The 14,156-nt window shown below is 59.4% G+C and carries 17 protein-coding genes; 16 read left to right on the plus strand and 1 reads right to left on the minus strand.

Annotation, left to right across the window (positions count from 1 at the left end):
* Nucleotides 1-44 precede the first annotated feature (44 nt).
* Together NITLEN_RS15290 and NITLEN_RS15295 are read left to right on the plus strand one after the other, a co-directional pair.
* A complete protein-coding gene (locus NITLEN_RS15290) occupies nt 45-641 on the plus strand; it encodes a class I SAM-dependent methyltransferase (RefSeq protein WP_219999473.1) in 597 nt (198 codons plus the stop codon).
* 34 nt (nt 642-675) lie between these two features.
* Nucleotides 676-1,092, plus strand: coding sequence for a tetratricopeptide repeat protein (locus tag NITLEN_RS15295; protein WP_121990504.1), 417 nt, complete (start codon nt 676-678; stop codon nt 1,090-1,092).
* 24 nt (nt 1,093-1,116) lie between these two features.
* Here the strand turns inward: NITLEN_RS15295 and NITLEN_RS15300 are convergent, their stop codons facing one another.
* Nucleotides 1,117-1,476, minus strand: a complete 360-nt coding sequence (locus tag NITLEN_RS15300) for a hypothetical protein (RefSeq protein WP_121990505.1) — start codon at nt 1,474-1,476, stop codon at nt 1,117-1,119.
* Nucleotides 1,477-2,277: 801 nt separating this feature from the next.
* On the opposite strand from NITLEN_RS15300, the gene NITLEN_RS18935 reads away from it, so the two are divergent.
* The 14 genes from NITLEN_RS18935 (at nt 2,278) to NITLEN_RS15375 (ending at nt 14,143) form a co-directional block, all read left to right on the plus strand.
* A complete protein-coding gene (locus NITLEN_RS18935) occupies nt 2,278-2,928 on the plus strand; it encodes an RNA polymerase sigma factor (protein WP_425464149.1) in 651 nt (216 codons plus the stop codon).
* 154 nt (nt 2,929-3,082) lie between these two features.
* A complete protein-coding gene (locus NITLEN_RS15315; RefSeq protein WP_121990508.1) occupies nt 3,083-3,427 on the plus strand; it encodes a hypothetical protein in 345 nt (114 codons plus the stop codon).
* Nucleotides 3,428-3,474: 47 nt separating this feature from the next.
* Nucleotides 3,475-3,819, plus strand: a complete 345-nt coding sequence (locus NITLEN_RS15320; RefSeq protein ID WP_121990509.1) for a hypothetical protein — start codon at nt 3,475-3,477, stop codon at nt 3,817-3,819.
* 188 nt (nt 3,820-4,007) lie between these two features.
* The gene (locus tag NITLEN_RS15325; protein WP_121990510.1) at nt 4,008-4,220 is read left to right on the plus strand and encodes a DUF2934 domain-containing protein; all 213 of its coding nucleotides are present in this window, start codon (nt 4,008-4,010) and stop codon (nt 4,218-4,220) included.
* Between the two features lie 76 nt (nt 4,221-4,296).
* A complete protein-coding gene (gene glgP / locus NITLEN_RS15330) occupies nt 4,297-6,150 on the plus strand; it encodes an alpha-glucan family phosphorylase (RefSeq protein WP_121990511.1) in 1,854 nt (617 codons plus the stop codon).
* Entirely contained in the window at nt 6,137-6,397 is a 261-nt protein-coding gene (locus tag NITLEN_RS18590) for a DUF2933 domain-containing protein (RefSeq protein ID WP_425464147.1), read from the plus strand. Before glgP ends, NITLEN_RS18590 begins: the two co-directional genes overlap by 14 nt.
* Entirely contained in the window at nt 6,390-7,064 is a 675-nt protein-coding gene (locus NITLEN_RS15340) for a methyltransferase family protein (protein WP_121990513.1), read from the plus strand. Before NITLEN_RS18590 ends, NITLEN_RS15340 begins: the two co-directional genes overlap by 8 nt.
* A gap of 32 nt (nt 7,065-7,096) precedes the next feature.
* Nucleotides 7,097-9,424: a glycoside hydrolase family 57 protein gene (locus tag NITLEN_RS15345; protein WP_121990514.1), complete on the plus strand. Its 2,328-nt coding sequence runs from the start codon at nt 7,097-7,099 to the stop codon at nt 9,422-9,424.
* Nucleotides 9,425-9,491: 67 nt separating this feature from the next.
* Nucleotides 9,492-10,142 (plus strand): response regulator, encoded by a 651-nt coding sequence (locus tag NITLEN_RS15350; RefSeq protein ID WP_121990515.1) that lies wholly within the window; start codon nt 9,492-9,494, stop codon nt 10,140-10,142.
* Between the two features lie 187 nt (nt 10,143-10,329).
* Nucleotides 10,330-11,331, plus strand: coding sequence for a sugar phosphate nucleotidyltransferase (locus NITLEN_RS15355; RefSeq protein ID WP_181416910.1), 1,002 nt, complete (start codon nt 10,330-10,332; stop codon nt 11,329-11,331).
* Nucleotides 11,332-11,350: 19 nt separating this feature from the next.
* Nucleotides 11,351-11,587 carry a DUF2934 domain-containing protein gene (locus NITLEN_RS15360; RefSeq protein ID WP_121990517.1) on the plus strand — a complete coding sequence of 79 codons (237 nt, stop codon included), beginning with the start codon at nt 11,351-11,353 and terminating at the stop codon, nt 11,585-11,587.
* 124 nt (nt 11,588-11,711) lie between these two features.
* The gene (locus tag NITLEN_RS15365) at nt 11,712-12,443 is read left to right on the plus strand and encodes a hypothetical protein (protein ID WP_121990518.1); all 732 of its coding nucleotides are present in this window, start codon (nt 11,712-11,714) and stop codon (nt 12,441-12,443) included.
* Entirely contained in the window at nt 12,440-12,907 is a 468-nt protein-coding gene (locus NITLEN_RS15370) for a c-type cytochrome (protein WP_121990519.1), read from the plus strand. Before NITLEN_RS15365 ends, NITLEN_RS15370 begins: the two co-directional genes overlap by 4 nt.
* A gap of 24 nt (nt 12,908-12,931) precedes the next feature.
* A complete protein-coding gene (locus NITLEN_RS15375) occupies nt 12,932-14,143 on the plus strand; it encodes a hypothetical protein (RefSeq protein ID WP_121990520.1) in 1,212 nt (403 codons plus the stop codon).
* Nucleotides 14,144-14,156: the final 13 nt, after the last annotated feature.

The raw sequence follows: 14,156 nt of genomic DNA on the forward strand, positions 1-14,156 counted from the left end.
CAAATACATCCCGGCTTTGCGATTCGGCTGGCTGACGCCGCTCTATGATCCGCTGGACCATGCGGGAAGCGGTCTTCAAGCCGACGCTCGTGGAGCAGGCGCACATCCAGCCGGGGCATCACGTGCTGGATCTTGGTTGTGGCACGGCGACCCTCATGATCCTGATTAAGCAGCGGCATCCCGAGGCCCAGGTCATCGGACTTGATGGAGATCCCACGGTGCTTGCGCTTGCGAGAACCAAACTGGCCGACGCAGCGGTGACGATCCCGCTCGATCAGGGCCTCGCCTTTGAGTTGCCGTATCCGAGCCAGGTCTTCGATCGGATCTTGACCAGTCTGCTACTGCATCACTTGACCCGAGACGACAAACGGCGGACGTTGCGCGAAGCGTTTCGTGTCCTGCGTCCAGGCGGGGAACTCCACATCGCGGATTTCGGCCCACCGCACCATGCCGGGATGGCTGCCGTTTCTTGGATCATGCGGTGGCTCGAAGAAGCAAGCGACAACATGAAAGGCCTCCTCCCGGACTTGGTCCGCGAAGCGGGCTTTAAAGCGGTCGAAGAAACGGCTCGCTACAGCACAGCGTTTGGGACCTTGTCGTTGATGAAAGCGGAGAACCCACGGAGAAGTGAGTCAGTGTGAACGCAGGCCCTCGTATGAAAAACAGGAGGACAGGATGACGTATAGGGAGATCGTGGTGATGGCGATGGTGGGACTCACGCTTCTGGGACTCGGGTGCCAGTCGACACCCAAGCGGACGGTCTTGTCCGCACCGGGCGGGACGAATGCCGCGGCGTCGCGTCACAATGACGAAGGGATCCAGGCCTATCAACAGCAACAGTGGGAGCGTGCAAAACAACATTTCGACGCGGCGATCGCCGCGTCTCCGGAGTTCGCCGAAGCCCACTACAACTTAGGCATGACCTTGTATCGACTGAAGGCGATGCAAGAGGGCGATGCGCATTTCATCAAGGCCGCGAATCTCGCGCCGGGGAACAAAGTCATTTGGGATGCGCCGCCTCTCAGAGGCGTGAAGGTTCCGGACAAGGAAGTTCCGGGAATGTCGTCGGATGGACATATGCACAGCCACTAGGCAGGGCGGAACGGTGTCCTTTATTTAGGGAATAGTTTTCTCCAGGTCGCGATGCAGTTTGGCCAGAGTCTCGGCTTCCCGCGCAGTCTCGGTGTACAGCTTAATGAAGAGCCGACAATGAGCAATCAGGTCCTCCTTGGTGTGTTTCGGAGATGGCAGGTAGTCGGGCTTTGCGTATTCTTCCGCCATGCGGCGCATCTCTTCTGCCTTATCCCGCAGGGTGGCGGCCTCCCGTTCATACCAGCGCGCGAGCCCGGCATGATCGTCCCGCAAGATGAGATCTTGTGGAGGACCCGATGCGCAGCCGATGCTGGTTGCCAGCAGCGCGGCACTGAGACATCGGCCCAACCAAAAGGTGCGTATGAGCTTCATCCTTTCTGTCATGGCGGCATCATTCGGTAACACAGGCTCAGAATGCAGTCAACGATGGTGTCCAGGTGTAGCGTTTGGGGTCATGGAGTTTCAGGCATTTGCCCCTTTGTGCCTCTTAAGAAGCGCCTAAACGGTTTGAGTGTTGGGGAACAGTTTCGCCATGACCCGCTTCACCAGTGAGTTTCGGCATAAATGCGTTGACGGCATTGGTTTTGCCGTTTCAACCAGTGGGTTGGGCTGTGGAAGTCGTCGGATGGATTCATTGAAGCGAGAACTCTGGGTGCTCTTGCAAAACAGGAGGAGGTCAAGAAGCGGTTGATGATTCGCTTGGTGTCCGTCGTGTCGATTCTGGGCTTGGCTCTCTGGAGTCAGGGATGTGCAGGAATGTCGTCCCAACAGAGTACCGGGGTGCCAGCCCAACAGATGATTAGCTCTCACGATCATCCGCACCTGGCCAATTACTATGCTGACCAGGCTCAGAAGCTTCGGGAGAAAGCGAAGCAGTGGGAGTTCGCGGCCGGATTGTATGAGAAACACCCGGAGCCAGACGCCACGGGACAGCATGCCGCACGATCGCCCCAAACTACAAGAAGGCGGCGGATGAAGCCGATGCCTTGGCTGCGGAACACAGAGCGATGCGCCCACACGGCTTGGTCCAGTAGGCAGGCCAGCTATGGGCCAATTCACCGAGTTGGTGAGCCGTGAACGAGGTCCAGCGCTGAAGGTAGAAACGGCCTGCTCCGACGCGGATCGGTCGGAGGGGGGCGGTGCCGCGCAAGTCAGCACTGTTGGACAGGGAGTGGCCAGGTCATGATGAGGCGTAGGAACCAAAGCAACAATCGGCATGCACAAGCGCATAGTGGGCAGGACCCGATCCAGCAAATTCTGAATGCGAGGGCCGCCTTTCTATCTTTTTTGCGTCACCGAATTGGGGATACCGGCGTGGCGCAGGACCTCTTCCAGCAGGGTGTTCTCCGAGCCGTAGAACGCCGATCCTCGTTACGGCGTCGTGAGGATGCCGTGGCCTGGTTCTGCAGCATCCTCCGCCATGCCCTTGTCGACTATCTGCGGAAGCATGGAGTCGAAGCGAGGGGAAAGAAAGCCTATCGCCAGGCCCTCATCCACTCAGGGCATGGCAAGGTGCCTCCGTTTGAGGAGGTCGGCGACAACCCGTGCAGTTGTGCATCCGTGCTTCTGGCCACCCTGCGGCCAAGTTATGCGGAACTCATCCGGCGCATTGATCTCAAGGGCGAGTCATCCAAAACAGTCGCGAAAGATTTGGCGGTGACCCGCAATAACCTGAGAGTGCGGTTACATCGGGCACGCCAAGTCTTACGGGCACGCTTAGTGCGGTTTTGTGGCCCGTGCTGTGAGCGCAATTGTCGGAACTGCATGTGTGATGTGTCCGCCTTTCCGACGATGAAAAGGCGGGTGCGGCATTCGCGCGGAGACCCCCAACTGTAATGTTAGAGGGTCCTCAACGTCTATCTAGATGAAGTGTGTCAGTGTCTTGGATTGAAGTGGCAAGATACGGGAACAGAGTACGGGTGATGAATACGAGACACCTGCAACTCATCGATGCAGTGACAAGGTTCACTGCCACCACAGGAGGGGCGCCATGTTGAGAGTGAGATTGGTTTCTATGGTATTCGTTGTCGGGCTCGTGCTGGTGCTGCAAGGCTGTGCAGAGACTTCAACTCAACGGATGATTAACGCAAACGATCATAACGGCTTGGCCAACTACTACACCCAGCAGGCGCAAGAAATGAGGGAGAAGGCCAAGCAGTGGGAGTCCTGGGCTGAGTTCTATGACAAACATTCAGACCCTCACGGGAAGACTGAGCCCAAGCAGCACGCCGCGCACTGTCGGGCGATCGCTCAAAACAATCTGAAAGCGGCGGACGAAGCGGATGCGCTGGCCCAAGAACACCGGGCGATGCGTCCGCACGGCATAATTCAGTAAATGACTCCGCAAAACCGTTTTATGGGATCTGGCCCAAGGAGGACAGGATGCGGTGGCCGACGGGATGGCTGGGGATTGGTATCGCGCTAGGACTCTCGGCCTGTGCCCAGGCGATGCCGGCGGATGCGCCGGTGGTGGAACGGGTCCTGGGAGATCGAGCCTTGCGGGAGCAACTGGTGGCACGGGGTACGCAGGATGAGCACTTTGTGCACGAGGTGCTCCATCAACTTGGACAAGGACCTGATGGGGATCGAAAGCTTGCCCGGCTCCTCGCCGAACATCTCCACCATCACTCGACGCTTGAGCGGGCCGTATTCCAGGAGGTCGCCGCGCACCAAGCGTTTCAGGATTGGATACTGGAGAGGTTGCGCGGGCAGCAGGACCCGCGGTGAGTCAGTCCCTCTCACGGCGGGGAGGACGTGAGCGGGTCATCGTCCGAGCCGCCTGTTCGTTCCGTGAAATACGGTGACGCGAGCGTTCTCACGGGGTCTCTTGCGAAGACTTGACGACCAGGGCAGGCCCCTGCGGTGGAACGAGGAAGAACCACTCGATTGGAGACCAGTAGAAAGGGAGGATCGACATGAAGCAGCAACTTGTGCAGGGGAAGCGTGACGAAAAGGCCGTCACATCACCGGAGGATAACCCCCAAGAAGGGGCCTTCTCCGATGAGCTACAGGCGCGCATCGCGAAGCGGGCCTATGAGCTCTATCTCGAGCGAGGTTGCCGGGAGGGGTGCGACGTGGAGGATTGGGTCGACGCGGAGCGAGAGATTCTTACGGTACCCCGAGGGTAGGCACGAATGTCCTCCTAGTCGACAGGTTCAACGTCGTCGGGACTCTGTACGGACGAAGAGAGAAGGTGCATTACCGATGAATACTGTGAAAGATCCGGTCTGCGGCATGATGCTTCCGATTGGTGAAGGACTCTCTGTCGTCTCTCAGGGACAAGAGTTTCGGTTCTGTTCCGAGCTCTGCCAACGAACCTTCTTGGCCAGACCAGAACGCTACGCGGTTGCATCGGCAGGAGTGGCGCTTGGCGCTACGGATGTAAGCAGACGCATTGTCTATTTCTCGATGGAAGTCGCGACGGATGAAGGCATGCCGACCTACAGCGGGGGCTTGGGCGTCCTGGCGGGTGACACGTTGCGATCCTGCGCCGATCTCAAAATCCCGATTGTTGCGGTCAGTCTGCTTTATAGGCGTGGCTATTTCGAACAGCACCTGGATGAATGGGGTAATCAGCATGAACAGCCCGTACAGTGGGATCCCTCGAAGCTCGCCCGGCTGCTCCCGGCGACGGTCCGTGTGTCCATTGAAGGCCGTCCCGTCGTCGTTCAGGCATGGCAGTACGACATCACCGGCCTCACGGGCTATGTGATTCCCTTGCTGCTCTTAGATACTAATGTCGAGGAGAACGCGGCCGGCGATCGGGACCTGACGAGTGACCTCTATGGTGGCGATGAACGCTACCGTCTGGCTCAGGAAGTTGTCTTAGGCATCGGCGGGGTCAGAATGCTCCGAGCCCTGGGCTATACCCACATTGAACGGTTCCACATGAACGAAGGCCATGCGGCCGTGCTGGCCCTTGAGCTGCTAGGCGAGCGTAAACAGGGAGAGCAGGCGGCCTGGGATTTCGATGGAGTGAGGCGGGCCTGCATTTTCACCACCCACACCCCCGTGCCGGCCGGCCATGATCAGTTCTCGTATGAGCTGGTGAAGCAGATGCTTGGCGACACCACGCCGCTGGAAGTTCTGCAGATGCTGGGCGGCAGAGACCGGCTGAACATGACGCTCCTGGCCTTGAATATGAGCACCTACGTGAACGGGGTCGCCAAGCGTCACGGGGAAGTCTCGCAGGACATGTTTCCGGGGTATGCCATCGACTCCATTACGAATGGGGTGCATTCGGCCACCTGGACAGCTCCCAGCTTCCAGCAGCTCTATGACCGGCATATCCCTGGCTGGCGAACTGATCCTTTCGCCCTCCGCCATGCCATCAGCATTCCGACCCAAGAGATCTGGGCCGCGCATGTCGACGCCAAGCGGCGATTGCTCGGAGAGGTTCGGAAACGGACACCCGTGCCCTTTCGCGACGACGCGCTGACCATTGGATTCGCACGTCGCGCCACCCAATATAAGCGGGCGGAGCTGGTCTTTTCAGAGCCGAGCCAGTTGATCGATATGGCCCGCACAGTGGGCCCGATCCAATTCATGTTTGCGGGGAAGGCCCATCCCAAGGACGAGTCGGGGAAAGAAATCATTCGACGGATCATCCGCATCGCCGAGCAGCTCAAGCTGGAGATTCCAATCGTCTACTTAGTGGATTACGACCTGGACTTGGCCAAGCTCCTCACCTCCGGCGTCGATCTCTGGTTGAACACACCCCTGCGTCCGTTGGAAGCCTCCGGAACCTCTGGCATGAAGGCCGCGCACAACGGCGTGCCCAGCTTGAGCGTCCTCGACGGCTGGTGGGTGGAAGGCTATGTCGAAGGTGTGACGGGGTGGTCTATTGGGCGCGGGGCTTCTGATGCCCCTTCACGGGAGGGGAGCGGAGCCCAGGATGCCCGTGAGCTCTACGACAAGCTGCGCGGGGTGATTGCGCCCTTGTTCTATCAGGACCGAGCGCGATGGAGCGAGATCATGCGGTCGACCATTGCCTTCAACGCTTCCTTCTTCAACACGCACCGCATGGTGCAACAGTATACGGCGAATGCCTATGTCTGATCGTCGCTCGAGCCCGTCAAGTCGTTCCTGGATCGCGCTCTGCGCCTTTCTGGCGATCACGGGGTTTTTCCTGCTGACCGAACATCGGGCCCATCTCTTTGGCCTGCTGCCGTATCTGTTGCTGCTCGCGTGCCCGCTGCTTCATCTGTTCTTGCATGGCAGGCATGGTCACGACGAAGCACCAAACCGCCCGGCCTCAGAGTCGGTCCATGACGCTGACCATGCGGGAGGACACAGACATGACTAGGGAACCTGCCTACGGCCTGTGGTCCTTGGTCCTCATCAATTCCTTGGTCTTCATCATCTTCGCGTTCAGTTTCACCAGACCGCGCACGGCGCGTGATTGGCGGTCACTGGGCGCCTTTGTCGCCTTTATTGTGGCGCTCTTCACCGAGATGTACGGGTTCCCGTTGACCGTGTATCTCCTGTCCGGGTGGTTGGTCAGCCAGCATCCGGGGCTTGATGTCTTTTCTCACGAAGCCGGCCATCTATGGCCGACGCTGCTGGGCGTCAAGGCTCACTCCCATTTCGATTTGTTCCATCTCCTGAGCAGCGCCCTCATTGTCGGCGGCTTCGCACTCCTGGCCTCGGCCTGGAGCGTGTTACATGAAGTCCAACGCACTCATGTGCTGGCCATGACAGGCCCCTACGCGCACATCCGTCACCCGCAGTATACGGGGTTTATCCTGATCATGCTCGGGTTCTTGGTCCTGTGGCCCACGCTCCCGACGCTGCTGATGTTTCCCGTGCTCGTGGGCATGTATGCCCGGTTGGCCCAGACCGAGGAGCGCACCATGCGGCAAGAGTTCGGGGAGGTGTACGACCGCTATGCGGCGGTGACTCCCGGATTCCTGCCAACCCGTCGCCGGCAGCCGTATGAGCCCGAGGACGGAGAAAAACCGGTCTCGCTTTGACTGAGGCGGATCGGGGAGAGGCGAGCAGAACGATGGTCATCTGGCATCTCACACCCGACGCGCCACGCGTCCCGTTCTTGGTGAGCGGGGGGCAGCACGCCAATCTTCAGTTCGGCACCTGGCCGATTGAGTCTGGCCAGCGGATCTGGATCGATTATCGGGTCCTGCACCAGGACGGCACGAAGACCACAGGACAGGTGGCGGGCACCTGGAATTTCAACCGGGAGGCCAATAGCTTCTGGTATCTCAACGTTGGGCCATTCACGGACGGGGATCGGGTGGAGTACCGGCTGCGAGGGCAGTCTCTGGCCGGTCCGCGCGACGGCGGAACCTTCAACTTTGAGGTGGGTCCGAAGCTGCACCTCGCGATCCTCTGGCACCAGCACCAACCGCTCTACAAGGATCTGCAGGCTAAGCGACCACAAGGGGCCTACCGGTTTCCCTGGGTGCGGTTGCATGCCATTCGTGATTATTACGCGATGGCGGCCATGCTGGAGCCTTATCCCGACGTGCATCTCACGATCAATCTCACGCCAGTCCTCCTGTGGCAGATCGAAGACTATGCCGAACGTGATGCCACAGATCAGGCGCTGGATCTCACGCTCACGGCGGCCGCGCGTCTCTCGGCCGCGCAGCGCGAGGAACTCCTCAGCACGTTCTTCGAGGCGGACTGGCACGGGCAGATCTACCCCTGGCCCCGCTATCGCGAACTCTTTGCGCAGCGCCGGGACGGCAAGCTCTTTACTACCCAAGACCTGACCGATCTCCAGATGTGGTTCAACCTGGCGTGGTTCGCGCCAGAGTTTCAGGAAGGACCCGTGTCGCTGCCTGATGGGGGGACCGCCTCCGTGGCTGACCTCATCCGACAGGGCAGGGGCTTCACGATGACTCAGATCGAACAGATGGTCGGCGAGCAGCTCACGATCATGCGCAACGTGGTCGCGATTCATCGACGGCTCCAGGACCGCGGACAGATCGAAGTCTCCACAACCCCTTTTTACCATCCCATTCTCCCCCTGCTCGTGGATACCGATCAGGCCACGATCGACCGTGACGGCGCCACGCATCCCACGCGCTTTCACCGGCCGGAGGATGCCACTGTGCAGGTGCATCAGGCCGTGACCTTCTATCTGGACCGGTTCGGCCATCCGCCGGCGGGGATGTGGCCCGCCGAGGGCGCGGTCGGGCAGCCAGTGGTCTCGCTGTTTGCCGAGGCCGGCATGCACTGGATCGCCACGGATCGTGGTGTGCTGGAGCGGTCCGGGCAGTACGGATACGACGTTCAGAACCCCAATGTCCTCTGCCAAGGCTATCGGGCAGAAGGCGAAGCGGGTCGCGGCCTGGCCGTATTTTTCCGGGACACGAGGCTGTCGGACAAGATCGGGTTTCAGTATCAGCGCTATCCGGACCCTCGAGAGGCGGCGATGGACTTCCTGCGAGAACTCAAGGAACGATTCGCGTGGCGAGTCAATGATCCGCCGAACCGGATCGTGTCCATCATCCTGGACGGTGAAAACGCCTGGGGAGCCTATCCGCAGCAGGCGCGGCCGTTCCTGCATGCGCTGTACGCGGCGCTCGCCGGCGATCCTGAGATCCGGACCGTCACGTTCCGCGAATACCTCGAAGGCAATCCGGCGCGGCGGGTGCCTGCACATTCGCTGACCGCATTGCCTCAAGTGTATGACCTGTTCGAGGCGAGCTGGATCGACGAGAACGGCTCGCGGTCCGGGAACGATCTCGGCACCTGGATCGGCGAGGCTGAAGAAAACCGGGCTTGGGACCTCCTGCGGGAAACCCGTGACTGGCTCGATCAGGTCAAGACGACTCCTCGACGCCGCGTGCGAGCCTTCGACTCCCTCTACGCGGCCGAGGGCAGCGACTGGTTCTGGTGGTTTGGCGAAGACCAGACTTCGGATTCGGATGCCGACTTCGACGATCTGTTCCGACAGCATCTGACCAATGTCTATCGCGCGGCGGATCATACGCCCCCAGTGACCCTCAGGACGTCCATCGTGCCCCATACGCTGATCTGGACGTTCGCGCGACCGATCGCCTCGATCCGGCCCGAGGACCAGCTGACGATCCGGACCAATTGCGCTGGTCAGCTGCTGTGGAGAATCGATCCCGACGGACCCTGGCGAACGGACGAGATGATCCCGGCTGGCGGGGTGATGGCCGCGGTGCACCGCTTCGGAGTCACCCTCGGACCGTTCCCGGCCTCCGTGCGCGCGGTGGAGTTCCAATTTCAGTGCGCGCATCCCGGGTGCTGCGGTACCGATCCCTGCTGCCGATTCGAACTTCGACGGATCAAGGTCACAGGGGCGTCTTCTGTGCCGGGGGCAGCGTTCGGAGAGATCTGATAGACCCGTTCGTAAGCCCATATGAAGGGCGGAAGGGCGTGCAAGTAACGTTTCGGAGAAGGCGCGCATGCGCGTAGAGCCGAACCGCCGCAACCGCCTGGAAGAGAGAAAGGTCGATGCTCAAATGAATCCTGGTGCAATGCGAGTGTTGATTGTCGATGACGATGAGGATATTCGTAGAGCCTTGCACGATTTGCTGGAGTCGCAACACTACATGGCCAAGAGCGTCGGGACAGGCGTTCAGGCGCTTGAGCAGGTACGGGATCAACGATTTGGGGTCGTGATCCTCGACTTGGAGTTGCCAGATGTGAACGGATTGGAGGTGCTCCGACGACTCAAGGAGGGAGATCCGACATTGCCAATTATTATGCTGACCGCAACAGCTAACGAGGCCGATAAAACAGCGGCGCTCCACTATGGTGCAAGGGCCTTTTTGACGAAACCGTACAGCAGCCATGCCCTGATATCTGCCGTGTCAGAGGCGATCAGGAGACCTGACGGCTCTTGGGTGGGGCCTCTGCCAGATCCCGTTAGGGAAAAGGCGACCATGAACCTTGAGGCATCAGCCAAGACCATTGATCCAGTGTGCAGGATGGAGGTCATCCCATTCCAAAGCGCGGGGAAGAGCGAGCACGAAGGCGATATCTATTACTTTTGCACCCCAGCGTGTAAGCAGTTGTTCGAACAGAGTCCACGGCGCTACATCGACAAAGAATGATTTCCATGGTGAGTGACATCAAAGAGTGGCGGACCGGATTAGGGGATCAGAAGTGTTGGTCCGGGAGCATCGATTTGTGAAGCGACACCGACATCATCCTCGCAGCGCGTCCGGTGGAAAAGGGCCGACCTCCACCGGTGCGTGAGCCATGGTTGTAATGCAGCGGACAGCAAAGAGGAGGCAGGTCATGGAATCTCGTGAATCGCGATCGGCGCGGGCCTGGTCGGTGATCTTGGCTGGTGGGGAAGGCGAGCGGGTGCGGCCACTGATTGAGCGATGGCTGGGCCGCCATAAGCCGAAACAGTACTGTACGTTTGTGGGATCTCGGTCTATGTTCCAACATACCGTCGATCGGGCGACCAGACTGACTCCTCCCAAGCGGACCGTGGCCGTGGTGGCGCGTGGGCATCGACCGGACGCCCTCGCACAGCTCAAACAGCGGGGCCTGGGCACCTTGGTCTTGCAGCCTGAGAATCGCGACACTGCGGCCGGGATTTTCCTGCCCCTGACCTATGTGCGAGCCCGAGATCCCGACGCCACGGTCGTCATCTACCCATCGGATCATTTTGTCTATCCCGAATCGCGATTTCTGGACGTCGTGCTGCAAGCCACCGGCGTTGCCGAGTCATTGCCAGACCGGATTCTGCTGTTGGGTGTCATGCCGGATCGTCTTGAGCTCGAATACGGGTGGATCCTGCCAGGGGAGATCTTGCCTGCTGGGGGATTGGATGCGAATGTCCAGGCAGTGCGAGCATTCATCGAGAAACCCACCGTAGCGCAGGCGGATGCCGCGCTTGCCCGAAGGGCGCTCTGGAACACCTTCGTCATGGTCAGCAAGATCAGTACGCTTTGGGAGTTGGGTAGGCAGTGTTTCCCCGACCTCATTCCCCTCTTCGAAAGACTGGAACACGCTCTTGATACGTCAGAGGAAGGCCGCGTGCTCAATTCAATCTATGAAGCCATGCCGACGAAGAACTTCTCATCGGACTTATTACAACTGGTTCCGGAATGTGTCGCGGTGATGGAGCTGACCGGAGTGCTGTGGAGTGACTGGGGCAAGCCGGAACGGATCGTGGAAACGCTCCGGCGCATCGCGAAAACGCCTGCGTTCCCTCCCGCCTGTCTCGATCAGCCCTTCGCCCCAATGCCCGTCGTTGAAGGTGAACGCTCGGTGGCCGCTAACGTCTGAACAAGAGAAAGGTGTGAGCATGGCAACCCCGTCCCAAGACCGCCAAACGAAGAAATCCTCCCGTATCCAGGTCAAGGAAGCACTCAAAGGAGCTGTTCCTGTTCGCGAACCGGGTGAGCAGCCAGCGCATGGTCAAGATGAGCTCACAGCGAGAATTGAAGAGCGTGCGTATGAATTGTATGTGGAGCGCGGCTGTCGCGAAGGCTATGCTCTTGAGGATTGGCTTGATGCGGAACGGGAGATGCTCGGCCGATGAGCCTCCAGTCTAATCTAATTGTGGACGCCAATCCTAGTCACAAGGACTTTGAGTGCAGCCAGACAGTATCGGTCGGAGACCCTGAGGCCATCGTTCTGCAGGATATTGCGTATGGGAAGATAAGATGACCCTCCGAACACTGGCGCTGCCCCTCAAAGTCCTCGCGAGCGTCTTTCTGCTCACAATCGGCGTCGCCTATCTCTTCGCCTTGGCCTACCTCTATCTGATGGATGTGGAGCCACACACCAAGCATGGAATGGGACTCGTCACCGCCGTGATCATGAAATATTACGGTCAACGGGACACGACCAAGCTTGAAGCGGCTCTCCGAGGACCCATGGCGGAGTATGTGAGCGACGCCCAGAGAAAAGTGCTCGTCCAATGGATACGACAGGGAGCGGGCGAAGCCGAGTTCGCGAAGGTCCAGCCAACCCTGACGCAGGCCTGCGCGGAATGTCACAGCGTGTCATCAGGGACGGGCTTGCCGACGCTGACGTCCTATGCAGAGGTCGCTCGCTATACCGAGGTGGATCTCGGGCAATCCATCAAGTCACTCGTGCGGGTTTCTCATATTCATCTGTTCGGCATGAGCTTCATCTTTATGTTTACCAGTCTCATCTTCGTCTTCAGTGACAGGCCGTCCTCTGTTCGGGCCATTCTCGTGGTGATTCCCTTCCTGGCCATCTGGCTCGACATTGGATCCTGGTGGTTTACCAAACACGATCCGCTGTTTGCCTACATTGTGATTGGTGGGGGCGTGCTCATGGGCCTGTCACTGGCCCTGCAAATTGGTATCTCGCTCTATGAGATGTGGTGGGCTCGAGGAAACGATCGACACACGGGAGACAGACCATGACGACTGACTATGCTCAATGGGCAAGAAGGACATGCGGCGCGCTGCTTAGGATGATGCTCCAAGCTGGATTGTTGCTGTGTCTCGGGTGGGCTGCTGCGATGGCGGATGAGGGCACCAAGGACGCCATTCCATCCGAGTATGCCGGCAAAATCATGCCGATGGGCATGCGCGACGATCCCAAAGCCCGGGTAGCAGGAAAGGACCTTTACGACGGCACGGTCAATCCGGAGGTCAATTGTGCCCGATGTCATGGGAGTGACGGCAAGCCGACGAAACTCGGCAAGGGCGCGCACGATTTGTCTGATCCGACTGAAGGCGCGAAGCATTCGGACGCCGAATGGTTCTGGCGTCTCTCCGAGAAAAAGCCTGGCTCCAAGATGCCGGGCTTCAAAGACAAGTTGAGCGAAGAGCAACGATGGCAGGTGATCACATACCTGCGGACCTTGGCGCAGGCGGGCAGGTAGATCGCCTGAGTGGAGGGGGCGCGCATGAGGAAACCACTGCTACCGGTGACGATCGTACTGATGCTCGTGGTATTGGTCGCTGTGGTGCTGGCGTCCGCCCGGCGGGCGTCGGCTATTCCTACGTTTTCGCGGGAACACGGGCTCAAGTGCAGCGACTGCCATGCGGCGTTTCCACTGCTGAACGAGTTCGGCATGGAGTTCAAGCAACGGGGCTTCCGGCTGCCGGGCGAGAACGGCAAGTATCCCTGGGAGCTGAAGAGTCTGCCCGTTTCGGTGATCGGCACCATGCAGTATCTCAATGCCCATCAGGATGACCCGGTGACGAAAGCGAGGCTTTCGACCACGAGCGAGGCCCAGATCGGCGAGGTAGAGCTGATGGCCGCGGGCACCGCCGCGCCCAAGGTCGGGTTTCTGGCGGAGTTCGCCCAGAATGTCGCCGAGAGAGGGCCGTTCAGCAATGAGCAGATCTGGATGCAGTTCAGCGACATCATACCCGCCAGTGTGCTGAACGCGCGTGCGGGCCAGATGCTGAACGAACACTACTATCTGTCACAGAAGCGCCGCTTGACGTTCCAGCAGTACCTGGCCCCGGTCACGTTCAATGTGACGGGAGCCGAGTTGAACGGATTCTGGTCCGGGTTCCGGTACGCGGCCGGGATTGTGAACGATGAACGGGAAGAGGGTACGAATCCCCCCGCCGTCAACCTGAACACCAAGCTGCAAGGCTTCTATGCCTGGGGTAGCAAAACCTTGTGGGACCACATCATCGGCATCAGGTACATCAACACGAAGGCGAATTCCGATCAGCCCTCCCCGATCATTGACGGCCGGACTCGGCAGCAACTGGATGCGACTCTGAATCTCCGCTTTGGTCGGGGCCAAGTCTTGCTCGGCTACTACTACAACTGGGACATTGGGGGAGTCTATAAACAGGATCGGCGCAATTACCTGGTCGAGGGTATCCTGGAAGTCATCCCTGAGAAACTCTTCCTGGACGCTCGCTATGAGATGCAGGACACGGGGAGCGTCGCTGGAAGTCCGAACAATCCGACCACGGCGAACGGGACGCTCGTGACCGGCCATATCTCATACTACGTGGTAGAGAATGTGCGTGTGACCGCAGAGTTCACCAAGGTGAGAGGAGAGGGGCTCAACGTCCTAGGGATCGGGGAACCCAACAGCGTTGCATCAAGCAGTCAAGAACGGTACCTGCTCGGCCTTCACTTCGCTTTTTAGCGTGAGACCGCCA

This window comes from Nitrospira lenta (genome assembly GCF_900403705.1).
GTDB lineage: Bacteria > Nitrospirota > Nitrospiria > Nitrospirales > Nitrospiraceae > Nitrospira_D > Nitrospira_D lenta.

What these genes read in the sequence shown, in the direction of transcription:
- NITLEN_RS15315 (WP_121990508.1), top strand. Translation starts at nt 3,083, where the DNA reads ATGTTGAGAGTGAGATTGGTTTCTATGGTATTCGTTGTCGGGCTCGTG.
- NITLEN_RS15350 (WP_121990515.1), top strand. Translation starts at nt 9,492, where the DNA reads ATGCGCGTAGAGCCGAACCGCCGCAACCGCCTGGAAGAGAGAAAGGTC.
- NITLEN_RS18590 (WP_425464147.1), top strand. Translation starts at nt 6,137, where the DNA reads ATGCCTATGTCTGATCGTCGCTCGAGCCCGTCAAGTCGTTCCTGGATC.
- NITLEN_RS15370 (WP_121990519.1), top strand. Translation starts at nt 12,440, where the DNA reads ATGACGACTGACTATGCTCAATGGGCAAGAAGGACATGCGGCGCGCTG.
- NITLEN_RS15320 (WP_121990509.1), top strand. Translation starts at nt 3,475, where the DNA reads ATGCGGTGGCCGACGGGATGGCTGGGGATTGGTATCGCGCTAGGACTC.
- NITLEN_RS18935 (WP_425464149.1), top strand. Translation starts at nt 2,278, where the DNA reads ATGAGGCGTAGGAACCAAAGCAACAATCGGCATGCACAAGCGCATAGT.
- NITLEN_RS15295 (WP_121990504.1), top strand. Translation starts at nt 676, where the DNA reads ATGACGTATAGGGAGATCGTGGTGATGGCGATGGTGGGACTCACGCTT.
- NITLEN_RS15365 (WP_121990518.1), top strand. Translation starts at nt 11,712, where the DNA reads ATGACCCTCCGAACACTGGCGCTGCCCCTCAAAGTCCTCGCGAGCGTC.
- glgP (WP_121990511.1), top strand. Translation starts at nt 4,297, where the DNA reads ATGAATACTGTGAAAGATCCGGTCTGCGGCATGATGCTTCCGATTGGT.
- NITLEN_RS15355 (WP_181416910.1), top strand. Translation starts at nt 10,330, where the DNA reads ATGGAATCTCGTGAATCGCGATCGGCGCGGGCCTGGTCGGTGATCTTG.
- NITLEN_RS15300 (WP_121990505.1), bottom strand. Translation starts at nt 1,476, where the DNA reads ATGACAGAAAGGATGAAGCTCATACGCACCTTTTGGTTGGGCCGATGT.
- NITLEN_RS15325 (WP_121990510.1), top strand. Translation starts at nt 4,008, where the DNA reads ATGAAGCAGCAACTTGTGCAGGGGAAGCGTGACGAAAAGGCCGTCACA.
- NITLEN_RS15340 (WP_121990513.1), top strand. Translation starts at nt 6,390, where the DNA reads ATGACTAGGGAACCTGCCTACGGCCTGTGGTCCTTGGTCCTCATCAAT.
- NITLEN_RS15345 (WP_121990514.1), top strand. Translation starts at nt 7,097, where the DNA reads ATGGTCATCTGGCATCTCACACCCGACGCGCCACGCGTCCCGTTCTTG.
- NITLEN_RS15375 (WP_121990520.1), top strand. Translation starts at nt 12,932, where the DNA reads ATGAGGAAACCACTGCTACCGGTGACGATCGTACTGATGCTCGTGGTA.
- NITLEN_RS15290 (WP_219999473.1), top strand. Translation starts at nt 45, where the DNA reads ATGATCCGCTGGACCATGCGGGAAGCGGTCTTCAAGCCGACGCTCGTG.
- NITLEN_RS15360 (WP_121990517.1), top strand. Translation starts at nt 11,351, where the DNA reads ATGGCAACCCCGTCCCAAGACCGCCAAACGAAGAAATCCTCCCGTATC.